Here is a 15,653-nt window from a genome sequence, read left to right as displayed (position 1 = left end):
TGCAAACTGCTTCCCGCCCGGTCATGGGCCTGACACATTTTCTCCCTACCATGATGGAAGTCTGAACGAGAGAGAACATGTGATGAATTTCTTGCAAGTGCGCGCAGGCCGGAAAATCTCCGCGGCCTTTATCCTGATCCTTGCCCTGCTGGTCGCCATTACCGCCACGGCGCTATGGAAACTGGCGCTGGTGGCCGACACCACCACCGACCTGGTGGAGAACCGGCTGGCACGGCAGCAGATCACCGCCGACCTGCTGGCCACGAGCCGCCTGAATGCCTCGCGCGCGCTGGCCGTGGCGCGCAGCGACAGCCTCGAACTGGCGGACCTCTTCCTGGCCGAACTGGCCAAGGGCGACAAGCTGGCGGCCGCCCTCCAGCGCCAGCTGCTGCAGGGCGGGCAGGCGGCGGAGGAAAAGCCGCTGCTAGCCCAGGTGGCGGCCACCGCCGCGCAATACCACCGGGCGCGCAGCGAAACGCTGCGCCAGAAGGAGCTCGGCCGGACCCAGCAGGTGGAAGAACTGATCACAAGCCAGCTCGATCCCTCGGACCAGAAACATGCCGCGGCCCTGAATGCCCTGCTGTCGCAGCAGCATGGCGCCGCGCAGCGGCTGTCGGTCCAGGCGCGCGAACAGTACGCGCAGGGACGCAATGTCATCGTGCTGCTCGGCCTGACCGCCCTGCTCGCGAGCGCCCTGCTTGCCTGGCGCCTCACGCGCGGCGTGGTGCAGCCGCTGGGCGAAGCGCTTGCACTGGCCCAGCATGTGGCCGCGGGCGACCTGACGCAGCGCATCCGGCATGAACGGCGCGACGAGTTCGGCGCCCTGCTGACCGCACTGGAAACCATGCGCAGCACCCTGGCCGACACCGTGACCCGGGTGCGCGACAGCGCGCACGCCATCGACGACGCGGCGCGCGAAGTGGCGCGCGGCAACCTGGACCTGTCGCGCCGCACCGAGCACCAGGCGGCCACCTTGCAGGAAACGGCAGCGGCCATGACCGAGCTTACCGGCACCGTGCGCAACAACAGCGGCAGCGCCAGGGCGGCGGGCGGCCTGGCCGGCGCGGCCTCCACGGCAGCCAGCAGCGGCAACGCCGTGGTGGCCGAACTGGTGGCCACGATGAACACCATTGACAGCTCGGCCGGCCGCATCATGGACATCATCGGCGTCATCGACGGCATCGCCTTCCAGACCAATATCCTCGCCCTCAATGCCGCGGTGGAAGCGGCGCGGGCCGGCGAACAGGGCCGCGGCTTCGCCGTGGTGGCCAGCGAAGTGCGCAGCCTGGCGCAGCGTTCCGCCACGGCCGCCCACGAGATCAAGCAGCTGATCACCGACTCGGTCAGCACCATCAGCAGCGGCAGCGCGCTGGCCGGCCAGGCGGGCCAGGCCATGCAGGGCATGCTGGACAAGGTGCACCAGGTCACGGACATCATGGGCGCCATCACCGGCGCCTCCGCCACCCAGGAACACGGCATCGAGCAGATCAACACCTCCCTCGCCGATATCGATGAAGACACCCAGCGCAATGCGGCGCTGGTGGAAGAAGCGGCGGCCGCGGCTGACGCCCTGCAGCAGCAGGCGCGCCAGCTCGCGGGCCTGATGCAGCACTTCAAGCTGGCCGCCAGCGTTCAGGTGCCGAGCCGCGCCGCGGGTGCGAAAGCAGATCGCTCTCTCGCTTGGCCGATATTCCACAATAGCAGGCCGGGGATGAATTAATCTCCAGGAGCCCTGCAGCCCCTTCGCCGTGGTGCGTGACGCTGGCCAGCCACAGTGAACAGATCGCCGCAACCATCCCCTGCGCAAAGCCCATCGTGCTGCCTGCGGTTCACCTCAGCAACGTGGAATGGGCGGCGGCGTTCATGAACGCCGTGCTGCGTTTCCTGCCGAGCTGGATCACTCAGTGCGCCGCCGTGGGCGGCGCGCAGTCGCCGCCTGCCTCGAAACGCAACAGGACGTCGTCCCCCAGGCTTTGATCGTTAATCGGCGGATAGTACTTCCGGCCACCGGGAGCCGCCCGGGCACAAGGCAGCGGCCGGTCCCCGGCTGGCGTCTCGACAACAATGCGGCCGATCGGCTCATCGGAAAAAAAGTCCACGAGCACATCGCGCGCCAGGCAGGGGCCGCCGGCGGCATCGAACACCTTGCGCATCAGCCCCGGCACGTCGGCCCGCTCGATGGTCCAGCGCACCCGGCATTCGAGCCGCAGATCGCCCAGGCGCCGGAACCCGGCGGGAACGGCCGGACTGCGGATATCGGGCCGCCACCGGGTGCTGCCGCGGCGCTGGTTGCTCAGGATTTCTGCCTTGCCTTCCAATGCCCAGGCCAGGTGCGGCAATGCGAAACGCCCGTCGGGCCCAACGCCGACCGGAGCCGACTCCGTGTCGGTGGCAATCCGCAACAGGAGCTCTCCAGGCGGCAGGGCACCGTCACGGGTGAACAGCCTGAAGCGGAGCGGAGCGCCCGGTGCGGTCCTTCGTTCGGCCTCGAAGAACGCCACGCCCGCGCTGAATGCGGGATAGCGCTTCCAGTCCGGATCGGCAATCGCGGCAACGGTCACAACAGTGGGCGTGTCCTGCGGCTGCGCGCTGCCAGCCATGGGAAAGGAGCACAGGCCTGCCGCAAGCACGAGCAGGCCACGCCTTATGAATTTCATCTTCCGCCTCCAAGATGGCCGGAACCGATGAACAGTCCCGGCTGCCGGCATGCTGCTGCTAGCGTGGAACGATGGCAAACTGCGGCGACAAGCCATAGTTCGGCTTGACGGCTCTGCCGGCGAAAACCTTCCACGCGTTGGCGCCGGCCGGTCCCATTTGCGCCGCGTAAGCGAGTGCTGGCTGCATATTCGACGGATAACCGATGGTTTCCGCCGAGTAGCCCGTCATCTCGCCAAGCTTGAGCTTCAGGTGCTGCGCCATGCCTGTGCTGTTGCACGGCAGCGCATTGAATTCGGCAGTATGGCTTTTCCGGTAAACCTCGGCGTAGGCGGGGTAGAACGGCGCAGCCGTACTGTCGCGTACCTTCATCGAATACTTGGCTGCATCGATCCAGCAAGATCCTGGCGCTGTCATCCGGTCGATGGCAAATCTGGTCTTGTAGGCCAATAAGGGATAGGCCCGCGAAAAGCCCAGGTCCGTGATATAGCCGATGGCCGCAGTGAAGAAATCATCCATCCATGGCGCGATCCCCGTGCCGCCCTCGTACGCCACCGCCGTGCCGTTCACCAGCACGCCCAGCCGGTTGGCGCCGGGATTGTCCACATAATTGGCGATGTACCAATCCAGGTTCGCATGCAACATCGCGGTGAACGACTCTTTCTGGGGATCGGCCTCCGGGGTGATGAAGGCGGCCTGGCCCAGTGTCCGCATGCTCCACGCCTGCGCCCTCACCTGCTCGGTCTTGAACAAGCCCTTGGTCAGCTCACGGTAGACCGGATTGCTCCAGAAGCTGTTCCAGTGCGCCCAGAACTGCAGCTCTTCCAGGTAATAGTAATCCCCCGTGACGAGATAAGGCAGGTAAGCGAAGGATGGCTGGTGGGACGAATCATGGGTGTAGGGGGTGGTGCACAGGCCTGCGCCCGCGCAGGCCGGGAAGGCTTCCTTCTTCTTCGTCGCCGGATTGTACGAGTCGTTGTAGGCGCCGGCCACAACCGTCATATACGGATATTCCAGCAGCGTCACCGGGCGATCCGTCGCTTTGTTCCGGTAGTGGACCGACCAGCTGCCGGCCAGGTCCGCGGTGCCCAAGGTCGCATCCTTGGCGCGCCGGTCCATGCTCAGCACATAGGCGGCGGCCCAGCCAGGCAAGATACCGATGTCCGGACGGCCGCCGGTTTGCGGCATATAGGGGGTGGCCATGCCGACGCCCATGGGCTCCGTGACGGCCCCGCTGAACTTGCGGCTGATGGCGGCGAGGGCCGATTCCGCGACGGCCACGGTCCTGTCGTAGTTGGGCAGCGCTCCGGTGGCGAGCAAGTAGGGCACATCGTGCCGGATGTGCACAGCCGGTTCGTCGCCGAACCAGAATACCTTGCGCCACCGCGCATGGTGGTAGTGGGTCAGCGCAGGCTTGCTGAACACGGTCCTGTCGCCCACCGTGATGGCGGCATCGTAGACAAAATTCTGGGGCGCCGGTTCATAGGCCCAGTTGTTCTCCACGGTCACGTCGACGCGCACCTTGTTCGTGAAGAGATAGCTGCGGACGGCGAAGCGCGCGGTGAGGTGGGGATGGGCATTGCCGGCGCTGTCTTTCAAGGGGCCGCTGACCAGCCATTCCGTAGCCAGGGTACCCGACAACCACCGGTTGAACTTGCCTTCCCTGAGCAGCTGTTCGGCTGAAGCCGAATAACGCACCCTGCCGATGGTGGCGAACACCGAAGCCTTCAGTCCCTTCTGCAGCGGCACCGACGGGTCGATCGGCATGCCGGCCGGGGTCACCGGGCCCCGGATCAGGTCCAGGGTACGCGTCTGCGATGCCGCCAGGTTTGGAACCAGGGCCGACACGATCGCGTGCCGCAGCGATTTGTCGGCGTGGAGCGCCTTGATTTCGACCTGGAGATTTACCGGAGACCCGTCCTCCAGCCGCCCTTTTACGGTGGATCCTGCCGGAATGTCCCCCTGCCGGAAGACCTGGGCGAACGTCACGGGTACCGTGTACTGAGGCGCATTCGAGGTACTTACCAGCTTGACCTGAGTAACCGTGGCGGTATAGGGAACGGCCGCGGCGGCCACACGCGGGGCGCTCTCGCCAAGCACCTGGGCCGACGGGGCCGCAGGCTCGCGCGCCTCCGCGCTCCCTTCCTTCGCGGCGGACGGACCGGGTGATGCCTCGCCGTCCGGGTCCTGCCCTCCGCATCCCGCCAGGAACGCGGCGCAGGCCAGGGTCAAAAGCAGGAACTTCGATTGGTTTAACATTCTGCCTCCAGAAAAAGCACGCAGGCGCGCGCGGAATCCTGACCACGAAAGCGGGTTATGGAAACAGCGGCATCATATCGATCGCGCAAGCCCGCCCCCCGCCAAAACATGCACCGATTCCGCCAGGATCGTTGGCAATTGGCGGCACACGTTCCGGCATGCGCTGGACGCCGCCTGCCGGTTATAATGGGAACGGGTGCGCACACGCCGTGTGCCGCAGGGTTTGCGTCGGTCGGGCCGCCACGCGTATTCGGCGCGCCCTATGCAAACCTCACCAGCCACCTCTTCCTATCCACTGTCCAATAGCTTCAGGCGTTTTTCCGCGTCAAAGAAAGCGGGCGCAATCGTCCTGATTGCCTGCACCCTGGTCTCGCTGCTCGCGGCAAACTCGTCCGCAGGCCCTGCCTACGCCGCCTTCTGGCAGTTGCATGTGGCCGGCTTGAGCATCGAACACTGGATCAATGACGGCCTGATGGCGGTCTTCTTCCTGCTCGTGGGCCTCGAGCTGGAGCGGGAACTCTATAACGGTGAGCTGTCCGATTTCCGCCAGGCCCTGCTGCCTGCCGTGGCGGCACTGGGCGGCATCTGCCTGCCGGCCGCACTGCATCTTGCGTTCAATGGCGGCACGCCAACGCAGGCGGGCGCCGGCATCCCCATGGCCACCGATATTGCATTCGCCCTCGGCGTGCTGGCCCTGCTGGGCAGCCGCATCCCGGCATCCCTGAAGATTTTCCTGACTGCCCTGGCCGTGATCGACGACCTGGGCGCCATCATCGTCATCGCGCTGTTCTATAGCGGCGGCCTGAACATGGCTTACCTGCTCGCCGCGCTGGCCGTGTTCGCCGGCCTGACATGCCTGAACCGCTTCGGCCGCGTCCAGTCGCTGCTGCCTTACCTGCTGGGCGGCATTCTGATGTGGGGACTGATGCTGAAATCGGGCCTCCATGCCACGCTGGCCGGCGTGCTGCTGGCCTTCGCGATACCGTACTCGGCGCGGCAGGATGACGAACGGTCGCCCTCCCACCGGCTGGAACACGCGCTGCATGTTCCGGTAGCCTTTGGCATCCTGCCCTTGTTCGCACTGGCCAACACAGGGGTGGCCATCAGCAGCAACTGGGCGGCGGAACTCGCGTCTTCCAACAGTCTCGGCATCGCGGCCGGGCTATTGCTGGGCAAGCCCGCCGGCATCTTCCTGTTCTCGCTGGCCGCCGTCCTGCTTGGCGCCTGCAAGCTGCCGGATGACTTGAGCTGGCGCCACGTTCTGGGCGCCGGGATGCTGGGAGGCATAGGCTTCACGATGTCGATTTTCATCGCCAACCTGGCTTTCCAAGCGGCGCCCGAAGTGATCGCCGCGTCAAAGATCGCCATTCTCCTGGCCTCCCTCACCGCCGGGGCCATCGGATTTATCTGGCTGAAGCTCTGCTGCGGTCCCCATGGGGGCGCCATAAGGTAGTATTGCCACTTTCATCAGCTATCGGAACGCCATGCCAGCACCAGACGGAAGCGAACAACTGAACACTGCATTGATCACCTCGGACCCCGTGGTCCTCGGCATCCTGATCGTCATACTGGCCCTGGTGCTCGGCAGTGAACGCTCGCCGCACCCCGCCTGGCGCCGTTTCTACGCCGTGGTGCCATCCCTGCTGCTGTGTTATTTCATTCCCGGCCTGCTGAATACCTTCGGCATCATCGACGGCGAGAGCTCCCGCCTCTACCCGGTGGCACGCGACTACCTGCTGCCGATGGCCCTGGTCCTGCTGACGCTGGCCTGCGACCTGGGTGCGATTGTGCGGCTCGGCCCCAAGGCCATACTGCTGTTCCTGACCGGCACGGCCGGCGTCATTCTGGGCGCACCGCTCGCGCTCTCCATCGTGGGCCTTTTCGATCCTACCGTGCTGAATCCGGCCGGCCCGAATGCGATCTGGCGCGGCATGACCACGACGGCAGGCGCCTGGATCGGCGGCGGCGCGAACCAGGCGGCCATGAAGGAAGTCTATGGCGTGGGCGCGGACGTGTTCGGCAAATTCGTGGCGGTCGATGTCATCTGCGCCAACCTCTGGATGGCCTTCCTGCTGTTCCTGGCCGGCCGCAGCGCGAAGCTGGACGCCTGGCGTGGCGCCAATACCCAGGCCCTTGATGAACTGCGGGTCCGCGTCGAAAAAGTCCAGCTGGAGAACGTGCGCATCACCAGCTCCTACGACATGCTGCTCATCCTGGCCTATGGCCTGGGCGCCACCGCGCTCGCGCACTGGATGACCGGCTACATCGTGCCCTTCATCAAGGCCCATGCTCCTTATCTCGAGCGCTTCAGCCTGACAGCGAACTTTTTCTGGGTGACGGTGCTGGCGACGACCTTCGGCCTGCTCCTCTCGTTTACGCGGGCCAGGAAGCTCGAGGGCGCTGGCGCATCCAAGGTGGGCTCCATCGCCATCTATATCCTGGTGGCGACCATCGGCATGCAGATGAACCTGCACGCCATCTTCTCCGACCCGGAACTGTTTGCGCTGGGCCTGATCTGGATCAGCTTCCACGGCGCGCTCATGCTCGGCGTTGCCTGGCTGATCAAGGCACCGGTGTTTTACATGGCGGTCGGCAGCCAGGCCAATATCGGCGGCGCAGCCAGCGCGCCGGTGGTCGCCAGCGCCTTCCATCCGGCACTGGCGCCCGTGGGCGTGCTGCTTGCCGTGCTCGGGTACGCCCTTGGCACCTATGGCGGCTGGCTGGCCGGGCAACTGCTGCGCATGTTGACGGGCGCCTGATCTGATCGCAAGGGACAAACCCCGGCGTGACCCGGTCACGCCGGCAGCGGACACATTCAGCTTTGGTGGCGCGGCGCACGGCGACGCGCAGACCAGCCAAGTCCCTTGCAGGCAAGGTTCAGGGGATGCTTGTAGTCCACCATGACGCCCACCGGAAGGCTTGGCAGAAAAACCGGGCAGCTTGTCCGATGCAAGGAACTACGGCGCGCGATACTGCAGGCCTGCTAACTACCGCCCTCCGAGGCAGGCGACAAACCATGAATCCCTTGTTCCGTTTACTGCCGCTCCTCGCAGCCGCCTTGCTTGCCGGCTGCATGGCCCCGCCGCGCGACCTGGATTTATCCCTGGCGCGGCCTACTGCGCAAGCGCACTATCGCGCCGAGCTGACATCGCTCGCCGTCCCCATTACATTGAACAAACTGCACGCCTGGGACCTGAAACTGACGCAGCCGAACGGCCAGCCGGTGCTGGGTGCCCAGGTAAAGATCGACGGCGGCATGCCGCAGCACCATCACGGCCTGCCGACCCAGCCCCGCGTGACCCGTGAACTGGGCAACGGCCATTACCTGATCGAGGGCATGAAATTCAGCATGTCCGGCTGGTGGGAGATCAAGCTGGCGATCAGCGGCGCTAATGGCGCGGATAATGTGACCTTCAACGTGGTTCTGCCAGAATCATGAACTGCAGCCGCTGGATTGCCCTTGCGCTAACCGCCGCCACTCTCGCAGCCGGTCTGGCGTTTGCGCTCCCCGCTTCCGATGCCGCGTGGAGCAGCCAGGAACGCGCCATCCTCGCTACGCTGCAGCTCAGCCGCTTGCCCGCTGTCCCCAATGATCCGTCCAACCGGGTCGAGGCCGAGCCCGCGGCCATCGCGCTGGGCAAGCGGCTGTTCTTCGACCAGCGCCTGAGCAGCAACGGCGCGGTGTCCTGCGCGAGCTGCCACGATCCGGGCAAGCAGTTCCAGGACGGCCGCGCACTGGCGCAGGGCGTCGCCACCGGTATGCGGCGCACCATGCCCGTGCCGTTCGCAGGACACGCGCCCTTCCTGTTCTGGGATGGCCGCAAGGATAGCCTATGGGCGCAGGCCGTCGGCCCGCTGGAAGATCCGGCGGAGCATGGCAGCAACCGCCTGGCGCTGGCCCGCCTCATGCAACGGCACTATCGCCAGGAATATGAGGTGCTGTTCGGTGCGCTTCCCGTATTGCCCCCCTTGCCAGCCGATGCCGGACCGTTCGGCACGCCTGCGCAACAGCAGGCCTGGCTGACGCTTCCGGAGGCGACGCGCCTACAGGTATCGGGGGTGCTGGCCAATATCGGCAAGGCCATCGCCGCCTATGAGAAGACACTGCGCTACGGTGAATCGCGGCTGGATCGCTACCTGGCGGCACTGGCAGCGGGCGACCCGGCCGCAGGCCAGCTGCTGACGACGGACGAGATGCGTGGACTGCGCATTTTCATCGGCGCCGGCCGCTGCGTGACCTGCCACAACGGGCCGCTGCTCACCGACCAGCAATTCCATAATACCGGCATTGCCCCGCATGGCCCGGCGGCGCAGGCGGCCGGACGGCGCAATGGCGTACCCAGGCTGCGGCAGGATGAATTCAACTGCCAGGGGCCGCACAGCGACCGTCCAGCCGATCAATGCACGGAACTGCTCTTCCTGGCCGAAGACGGCCCCCTGCTGGAAGGCGCATTCAAGACGCCGGGGCTGCGCAATGTGGCGCTGCGTGCGCCCTATATGCATGCCGGCCAGCTCGCGACGCTGGATGAGGTAATCGAACACTATCGCAAAGCCGCACCTGCGCGGGTAGGCCGCAGCGAGCTGCGGCCGGTAGCGCTGAGCTCGGACCAGATGCGCTATCTTGCCGCGTTTCTGCACACTCTTTCCGGCCCGGTTCTGGAAGGCGAGCACAGCACAAAGCCATAGGCCGCCTGCGGATGAGTCGCCGAATGAAACCACACCTTATCGTTATTGCCGCTTTCCCTCCGGCGCAAATGCTCGACATCAGCGGCCCGCTCGACGCCTTGACGGCTGCCAACACGGCCGCCATGGCATTGGGGCGCAGCGCGCCCTACCGGATCGAGCTCGCCACACCGGCCGGCCTGCCCCTCGCAACCACCAGCGGCATCGCACTCAACGCAAGCTGCGATCTGTTGCGGCCCGACCTGGCGGCCGACACCCTGATGCTGGCGGGCGGACCGGGCGCGCGCGCCATGCCCCGCAACCCGCAGCTGGTGGACGTGGTGGGCCGCCTGTGCCACCGCAGCCCGCGCATCTCCAGCATCTGTACCGGCGCGTTTGCGCTGGCGGCAACCGGTGAACTCAACCAGCGCAGGGCGACCACCCACTGGGCCCACTTTGATGAGTTTGCCGCCTGCTTCCCACAGGTCCTGATTGAGCGCGACGCACTCTTCATCGCAGATGGCAAATACCACACCTCCGCCGGTGTTTCCGCGGGCATCGACTACACCCTGGCGATGATCCAGAATGATCTCGGCCGCTCGATTGCCCTGCAGGTGGCACGGGATCTGGTGATGTTCCTGAAACGGCCGGGCGGCCAGTCGCAGTTCAGCGCCCATCTTACCGCTGAGGTCGCCTCTGGAGACGCCGAGCGGTTCGCTGCGCTGACACCATGGCTGGAAGCCAATCTGGGCGGCAGCCTGTCGGTAACCATGATGGCCGACCACATGGCAATGAGCCCGCGCAATTTTGCCCGGCGCTTCAAGCAGGCGATGAATGTGACGCCCCACAGCTATCTGCGCATGCTGCGGGTCGATGCCGCGCGGCGCATGCTCAGCGACGGCACCTTGTCGATTGCCCGTATCGCGCAACGCTGCGGTTTCGCCTCCACCGCGGCCATGCGGGCAGAGTTCGCGTTCCACGTCCATGTCAGTCCGGAAGAATTCCGCGCACGCTTTCAAAGTGCAGGCAGTCCCCCTGCCCGGCCCTTGCTTGCCGCCTGAGCGCCCGCGCGCGCTAGGCCGTGCTTTCCGCTTCCGTGCCGTCCTGTTCCGGCGCGTAGCGGCGGGTAGAACGGAAGCGCGCCCGAAAGTCGTGCGGAGCAATGTCGACGTGACGCCTGAACGCGAGGCGCATGGTTTCTGCCGAGCCAAAGCCGCAGCGTTCGGCCACCCTGGCGAGCGACAGATTCCCTTCGGTGAGGAGGCGGCGCGCCGCATCGACACGCAGACGCTCCACATACTTCGCAGGCGCCACGTTCATATTCTCGACAAAGCGGCGCGCGAAATTGCGCGGGCTCATCGCCACTTTTTCGGCAAGCACTTCCACCGACAGATCGGCCGCCAGATGCTCCATGATCCATTGGCTCAGGCCGGCAAAGCGGTCCGGGTCCGGCGCGCTGGCCTGGGCGGCGAGCGGCGCACTGAACTGGGCCTGCCCGCCGGGGCGCTTGAGGAAAACCACCAGCGCGCGGGCGACCTGCAGGGCCCTGGCGCGGCCCAGGTCCGCTTCCAGCAGCGCCAGTGCATAATCGATACCCGCCGAGATCCCGGCCGACGTGTGGCAGGGCCCGCTGTCTACAAACAGTGCATTCCTGTCCAGCTCGATTTCAGGAAACAGTCCGGCAAATTCATCGAAGTGGTCCCAGTGCGTCGTGGCGCGGCCTTTGCCCAGCAAGCCGGTGGCCGCCAGCGGAAAGGCGCCCGTGCAGATTGAACCGACCCGCCCGGCGCCCTGGCAGACGGCGCGCAGTGCGGCGATCAGGCCGGCATCGCGCACGGCCTGGCGCGCGCCAGGCCCACCGGCCAGCAGCAAGGTGTCGGCCGCCAGCCCGGGGTCGGACAGCGCATGGGTCGCCTGCAAGGCGACGCCGGATGTGGTGGCAACCAGCCCGGCTTGCGGGGCGGCCAGCACCAGTTCATAGGGTGGCGGCAAGCCATCCTCCGCAGCGAACACATTGGCCATGCTGAAAACGTCCAGGGGTCCGCTGACATCGAGCATTTGCACGGGAGCAAACGCGACGACGACAACGCGATGGGGAAGCTGCTCTGCAGAACTGATGCACATGGGATTGCTGGCTGGCTAGGTGGATTGCCCATTGTAGCGAAGCGCTGCAGCCGTGGCAGAAAACCGGCGGAAATTATCCGGAAATTCGGCATTTTTGCCTTGATATTCCGCACTTACTTGCTAATGCTCACCCCGCACCGGCTGCCCCACTTTGGCAGGGCATCAGGGGTCTTTGTCCGACGCCCCCCGGGCGCGGGCAACATAATCGCTTCCTCATCAATATCGTGGAGGAAATGATCATGCCTGTGTTAAAAACCGGCGCGGTGTTATGCCTGCTGCTGAGCACCTTCCTCGTCCTTGCCCATGCCCGCGGCAGGAATGAGGCAGCGCCCGCAGCACGGCTGGACAGCGGCGCCGTCCCGCAGCAGCTGCCGCCGTACCAGAACCGCTTCGGGCGCGAGCGCCCCGTGGTTGCCGTCATTGGCGAAAACGGGGGCACCGAAATGACGGATTTCATCATCCCCTACAGCATACTGAGCGATGCGGACGTCGCCGAGGTGCATGCCCTGGGGATCCGGCCCGGGCCCGTCATCATGCGCCCGACCACGCTGCAACTGATGCCGTCGGCCAGCGCCGCCGACTTCGACACCCGCTATCCGGAGGGAGCCGACTACGTCATCGTGCCCGCCGTGGTGCAGCGGCGCGATCCGGCCTTGCTGGCATGGATCGCCGCCCAGGGCCACAAAGGCGCCACCATCGTCAGCATCTGCGATGGCGGCCTGGTCGTGGCGCAGAGCGGCCTGCTGAAAGGACGCCGCGCCACCGCGCACTGGTTTACCGAGGACATACGGCAAACCGAATATCCCGATACCCAGTGGCTGAAAAACCAGCGCTATGTCGTGGATGGCAGCCTGGTATCGAGCGCCGGGATCAGCGCGGCCCTGCCCACCTCGATCGCGCTGGTGGAAGCGATTGCAGGCACCGAGCGCGCGCGCCGCGTCGCCTCGCGTTACGGCATCAGCGACTGGAGCGCGCGCCACAACAGCGAAATGTTCATTCCCCGCTTCGGGGTCAATCTGCGCGCTTACGCTGCCACCTTCTACCTGAATGGATGGTTTCACCGCAACGAGGCAGTCGGCGTGCCGGTGGATTCCGGCGTGGATGATGTGGCCCTCGCGCTCACCATGGATGCCTTCTCGCGCACCGGCCGCAGCCAGGCGTACGCCCTGGCACCCGGCACCAGCTTCAGGACGCGCAACGGCTTGACCTTCGCCGCCCCGAAACCGGCCAGCCCACCGCAGCGGCTGCTGCCCGCCGTGCCCGACGCGCCGGCAGAGGATCCCTTTGACAGTGTCCTGGACCGGATCGAAACGGCGTATGGCAGTGCGACGGCAGACGGCGTCGCCTACGCTTTCGAGTACGCGCGCAAGCGCCGCTAGGTGTAGCGGCGGCGGTTCAGCGTAATTGCAGGTACAGCGGCGCGGTATCGGTTTCGATCAGCGCCGCTGCATCGTTCTCCTGCGGCCGCAGCGCAAGGCAGTGGCTGCCATGGTCCGGCTCGGCCACCCGTGGCACCCCCGCCACGCTCACCGTCGCGCCCGGTGCGGCAAAGCAGACCGCCACCTCGCTGAAGCGCGGCGCCAGCAGGCGCAGGTACCACGGCAGGACCGTGGCGCGCACCCGGTTGCCATCATCGATGGCGCGCCCCAGCTCACCGGCCGGAAAGCGGCGCGGATTCTCCAGCGCCACGGTCAGCAGCAGTTCCATGCGCAAGCTGCCCTTGCGCTGATTGGACCGGAACTCGGCTTCGGCATCATCGCTCACCGGCAGTTGCCGCAGCAGCGCGAATCCCGCCTCCAGCGGCACCGGCAGCACAGCGTCGCGCGCGGCCAGGACGACTGCCAGGCCCGGCACGGGCTCCCCGCTGCTGCGCCCGGTCACGCGCAGCGCCGGCAGGATCGATGCCGGCATGGCGGCGTCCGCAAACACCCGGCGCATCATCACCAGGTCCGCATACGGCATCAGCGCCGGATCGCGCACGCCCTTCACCTGCACCGACGGCGGCGGCGAGATATCGGGCGCCGCATCCTGGGCGTACAGGCTGGCGGGCAGCAGCAGTGCGGCAGCTGCCGCGTACCGCCATTTTCTGGCATTCATGGAGTTCTTCCTTTCATGGCAAAGGTCCTGGTCGGGCACGTGCGTGCGGTCCGAGTATGCCCCGGGGCGCCGGCGCGGATATGCCATCCGCACCTGTGTTTTCTGCCATCGCGGCAGCATTGCAACAGCAAGTTCCTGCCATTGCAGTTTGGCAGGAATTCGACAGTTTCTTGTCCGAGGGGCGGCAGCCATCGCTCCAATAATGGCAGCACAAAACGATTCCAACACTGACACAAAGGGATGAAATGAAACACCGCAGCTTCCTCAGTCTCGCCTTGCTGTCGTCGGCAAGCCTGGCTCTTCCGGCATACGCCGGCGACGACACCCCGCGCATCAATATCACCGGCTTCGGCACGGTCGCGCTGACCCGCAGCGACACCGCGGACGCCGAGTTTATCCGGCACAACCAGGCCGCCGGGGTCAAGAAAGAATTCCGGACCGGCGTGGACTCCAATTTCGGCATCCAAGGCACGTTCCAGCTGACTGAGCGTCTGTCTGCCGTGGCCCAGGGGCTGGTCAGCAAGAATGCTACCGACGCCTATGGCGCCGAACTGACCTGGGCCTTTCTGAAATATAAGCTGAACGAGGACTGGAGCGTGCGGCTCGGGCGCACCACGCCGCCGAATTACCTGATCTCCGATTTCCGCAACGTCGGCTACGCCAATCTCATGATCCGGCCGCCAGGCGACATGTACCGCCAGATCACGGTGGGCTCGATCGATGGCGTCGACCTGCTGTATCAGCGCAGTGTGGGCGACACCACCTACACGGCGCAACTGAACACGGGGCGTGGCAAGCGAACGGTGCCGAACGGCGCCTTCGTTGACTTCGACCGCATGACGACCCTGCACCTGGTGGCGGAGCACGGCCCCTACACCTTCCGCTACGGACATACCGACGCCAGGTTCTCCTTCCGCGATGCCGTGCCGCTGATCACGCTGCTGGCAGGCTTGCGCAATGCCGGCTTCGGCAATGTAGCGGACGCCCTCAATCCCTACGACCGGCATGGCAAATTCGATTCGCTGGGCTTCGGACTGGACTACAAGAATGTGCTGCTGCAGGCGGAATACGCGAAGAAGAAGATCAATTCGCGCGCAGTGCCGGACACAACGTCCTGGTACGCCCAGCTGGGCTACCGCTACGGCCAGCTGACCCCCTACTTCATGCACTCCTACTCGCGGCAGGACGTGCCACGCAGCTTTGACGGCCTGCCCGCCGCGTCGCCGGCGAATAACGCGACCAAGGCGCCACAGCAGCGCGACTATGCGCTCGGGCTGCGCTGGGACTTCGCAAAATCGGCGGCACTCAAGCTGCAGGTCGACCATATCCGCCCCCGCGATGGTGCGGGCGGCTTTATCAAGGCGACGCCGCAGTTCAAGGGGCCGGTAAACGTGTACGCGGCCGGCGTCGATTTTGTTTTCTAAGGAGATGGCATGAGCTTTCGTATCAGTTTCGTCACCGCTGCCGTGCTGGCGTGCAGCCTGCCTGCGGCCGCCACCGAACTGGTGGTCATCGTCAACCCGCAAAATCCGGCCACCCGCATGTTCAACAGCCAGGCCAGCCAGTTCTTCCTGGGGAAGTCGACGATGTTCACGCCGGTGGAGCACAGCGAGTCCTCCCCAATACGGGCCGAGTTCTACCGCAAGGTACTGGAGAAGGATGCGTCCCAGGTCAAGGCGCTCTGGTCCAAGCTGGTCCTGACCGGCAAGGCCGCGGCACCGCGCGAATATGCCTCGAGCGCGGAGGTAAAGAAAGCCGTCGCCGCCAGCCCCAACGCGATCGGCTACATCGAGAAGGCGGCAGTGGACGAGACCGTAAAAGTGGTGCTGACGGTTCAATAGACATCCACCGCGCGG

The 15,653-nt window shown here is 65.6% G+C and carries 13 protein-coding genes; 9 read left to right on the top strand and 4 right to left on the bottom strand.

Features of this window, described 5'->3' with window-relative positions:
- Positions 1 to 82: 82 nt before the first annotated feature.
- Positions 83 to 1,720 (top strand): methyl-accepting chemotaxis protein, encoded by a 1,638-nt coding sequence (locus ACJRPG_RS06675; protein WP_407999258.1) that lies wholly within the window; start codon positions 83 to 85, stop codon positions 1,718 to 1,720.
- 181 nt (positions 1,721 to 1,901) lie between these two features.
- Here the strand turns inward: ACJRPG_RS06675 and ACJRPG_RS06670 are convergent, their stop codons facing one another.
- Both ACJRPG_RS06670 and ACJRPG_RS06665 read right to left on the bottom strand, forming a co-directional pair.
- Positions 1,902 to 2,657: a hypothetical protein gene (locus ACJRPG_RS06670; RefSeq protein WP_407999257.1), complete on the bottom strand. Its 756-nt coding sequence runs from the start codon at positions 2,655 to 2,657 to the stop codon at positions 1,902 to 1,904.
- 58 nt (positions 2,658 to 2,715) lie between these two features.
- Positions 2,716 to 4,914 (bottom strand): hypothetical protein, encoded by a 2,199-nt coding sequence (locus tag ACJRPG_RS06665; RefSeq protein WP_407999256.1) that lies wholly within the window; start codon positions 4,912 to 4,914, stop codon positions 2,716 to 2,718.
- Positions 4,915 to 5,176: 262 nt separating this feature from the next.
- Between ACJRPG_RS06665 and nhaA the strand changes: the two genes are divergently transcribed.
- From nhaA to ACJRPG_RS06640, 5 genes are all read left to right on the top strand, one after another.
- Positions 5,177 to 6,367: a Na+/H+ antiporter NhaA gene (gene nhaA, locus ACJRPG_RS06660; protein WP_407999255.1), complete on the top strand. Its 1,191-nt coding sequence runs from the start codon at positions 5,177 to 5,179 to the stop codon at positions 6,365 to 6,367.
- A 31-nt stretch (positions 6,368 to 6,398) separates the two neighbouring features.
- Positions 6,399 to 7,673 carry a DUF819 family protein gene (locus ACJRPG_RS06655; RefSeq protein ID WP_407999254.1) on the top strand — a complete coding sequence of 425 codons (1,275 nt, stop codon included), beginning with the start codon at positions 6,399 to 6,401 and terminating at the stop codon, positions 7,671 to 7,673.
- 257 nt (positions 7,674 to 7,930) lie between these two features.
- Complete coding sequence (locus tag ACJRPG_RS06650) at positions 7,931 to 8,353, top strand: FixH family protein (RefSeq protein ID WP_407999253.1); 423 nt, start codon at positions 7,931 to 7,933, stop codon at positions 8,351 to 8,353.
- Positions 8,350 to 9,600 carry a cytochrome-c peroxidase gene (locus ACJRPG_RS06645; RefSeq protein ID WP_407999252.1) on the top strand — a complete coding sequence of 417 codons (1,251 nt, stop codon included), beginning with the start codon at positions 8,350 to 8,352 and terminating at the stop codon, positions 9,598 to 9,600. The genes ACJRPG_RS06650 and ACJRPG_RS06645 overlap by 4 nt, the downstream gene beginning before the upstream one ends.
- Positions 9,601 to 9,623: 23 nt before the next feature.
- Positions 9,624 to 10,637, top strand: a complete 1,014-nt coding sequence (locus ACJRPG_RS06640; RefSeq protein WP_407999251.1) for a GlxA family transcriptional regulator — start codon at positions 9,624 to 9,626, stop codon at positions 10,635 to 10,637.
- Positions 10,638 to 10,650: 13 nt separating this feature from the next.
- Here ACJRPG_RS06640 and ACJRPG_RS06635 read toward each other — a convergent pair whose 3' ends face one another.
- Positions 10,651 to 11,700, bottom strand: coding sequence for a GlxA family transcriptional regulator (locus ACJRPG_RS06635; RefSeq protein ID WP_407999250.1), 1,050 nt, complete (start codon positions 11,698 to 11,700; stop codon positions 10,651 to 10,653).
- Positions 11,701 to 11,939: 239 nt separating this feature from the next.
- Between ACJRPG_RS06635 and ACJRPG_RS06630 the strand changes: the two genes are divergently transcribed.
- Positions 11,940 to 13,079, top strand: coding sequence for a DJ-1/PfpI family protein (locus tag ACJRPG_RS06630; RefSeq protein ID WP_407999249.1), 1,140 nt, complete (start codon positions 11,940 to 11,942; stop codon positions 13,077 to 13,079).
- Positions 13,080 to 13,095: 16 nt separating this feature from the next.
- Here ACJRPG_RS06630 and ACJRPG_RS06625 read toward each other — a convergent pair whose 3' ends face one another.
- The gene (locus ACJRPG_RS06625) at positions 13,096 to 13,797 is read right to left on the bottom strand and encodes a hypothetical protein (RefSeq protein ID WP_407999248.1); all 702 of its coding nucleotides are present in this window, start codon (positions 13,795 to 13,797) and stop codon (positions 13,096 to 13,098) included.
- A 245-nt stretch (positions 13,798 to 14,042) separates the two neighbouring features.
- Between ACJRPG_RS06625 and ACJRPG_RS06620 the strand changes: the two genes are divergently transcribed.
- The gene (locus tag ACJRPG_RS06620) at positions 14,043 to 15,221 is read left to right on the top strand and encodes a hypothetical protein (RefSeq protein ID WP_407999247.1); all 1,179 of its coding nucleotides are present in this window, start codon (positions 14,043 to 14,045) and stop codon (positions 15,219 to 15,221) included.
- A gap of 9 nt (positions 15,222 to 15,230) precedes the next feature.
- A complete protein-coding gene (locus tag ACJRPG_RS06615) occupies positions 15,231 to 15,638 on the top strand; it encodes a type 2 periplasmic-binding domain-containing protein (RefSeq protein ID WP_407999246.1) in 408 nt (135 codons plus the stop codon).
- Positions 15,639 to 15,653: the final 15 nt, after the last annotated feature.

It is taken from the genome of Pseudoduganella rhizocola, assembly GCF_045984285.3.
In the GTDB taxonomy this organism is placed as follows: Bacteria; Pseudomonadota; Gammaproteobacteria; order Burkholderiales; family Burkholderiaceae_D; genus Rugamonas.
This window is presented reverse-complemented; position numbering and strand designations above follow the sequence as displayed.

Bases quoted from the DNA above. Each gene is read 5' to 3' on its own strand.
- ACJRPG_RS06675 (WP_407999258.1), top strand. From the start codon at position 83: ATGAATTTCTTGCAAGTGCGCGCAGGCCGGAAAATCTCCGCGGCCTTT.
- ACJRPG_RS06670 (WP_407999257.1), bottom strand. From the start codon at position 2,657: ATGAAATTCATAAGGCGTGGCCTGCTCGTGCTTGCGGCAGGCCTGTGC.
- ACJRPG_RS06665 (WP_407999256.1), bottom strand. From the start codon at position 4,914: ATGTTAAACCAATCGAAGTTCCTGCTTTTGACCCTGGCCTGCGCCGCG.
- nhaA (WP_407999255.1), top strand. From the start codon at position 5,177: ATGCAAACCTCACCAGCCACCTCTTCCTATCCACTGTCCAATAGCTTC.
- ACJRPG_RS06655 (WP_407999254.1), top strand. From the start codon at position 6,399: ATGCCAGCACCAGACGGAAGCGAACAACTGAACACTGCATTGATCACC.
- ACJRPG_RS06650 (WP_407999253.1), top strand. From the start codon at position 7,931: ATGAATCCCTTGTTCCGTTTACTGCCGCTCCTCGCAGCCGCCTTGCTT.
- ACJRPG_RS06645 (WP_407999252.1), top strand. From the start codon at position 8,350: ATGAACTGCAGCCGCTGGATTGCCCTTGCGCTAACCGCCGCCACTCTC.
- ACJRPG_RS06640 (WP_407999251.1), top strand. From the start codon at position 9,624: ATGAAACCACACCTTATCGTTATTGCCGCTTTCCCTCCGGCGCAAATG.
- ACJRPG_RS06635 (WP_407999250.1), bottom strand. From the start codon at position 11,700: ATGTGCATCAGTTCTGCAGAGCAGCTTCCCCATCGCGTTGTCGTCGTC.
- ACJRPG_RS06630 (WP_407999249.1), top strand. From the start codon at position 11,940: ATGCCTGTGTTAAAAACCGGCGCGGTGTTATGCCTGCTGCTGAGCACC.
- ACJRPG_RS06625 (WP_407999248.1), bottom strand. From the start codon at position 13,797: ATGAATGCCAGAAAATGGCGGTACGCGGCAGCTGCCGCACTGCTGCTG.
- ACJRPG_RS06620 (WP_407999247.1), top strand. From the start codon at position 14,043: ATGAAACACCGCAGCTTCCTCAGTCTCGCCTTGCTGTCGTCGGCAAGC.
- ACJRPG_RS06615 (WP_407999246.1), top strand. From the start codon at position 15,231: ATGAGCTTTCGTATCAGTTTCGTCACCGCTGCCGTGCTGGCGTGCAGC.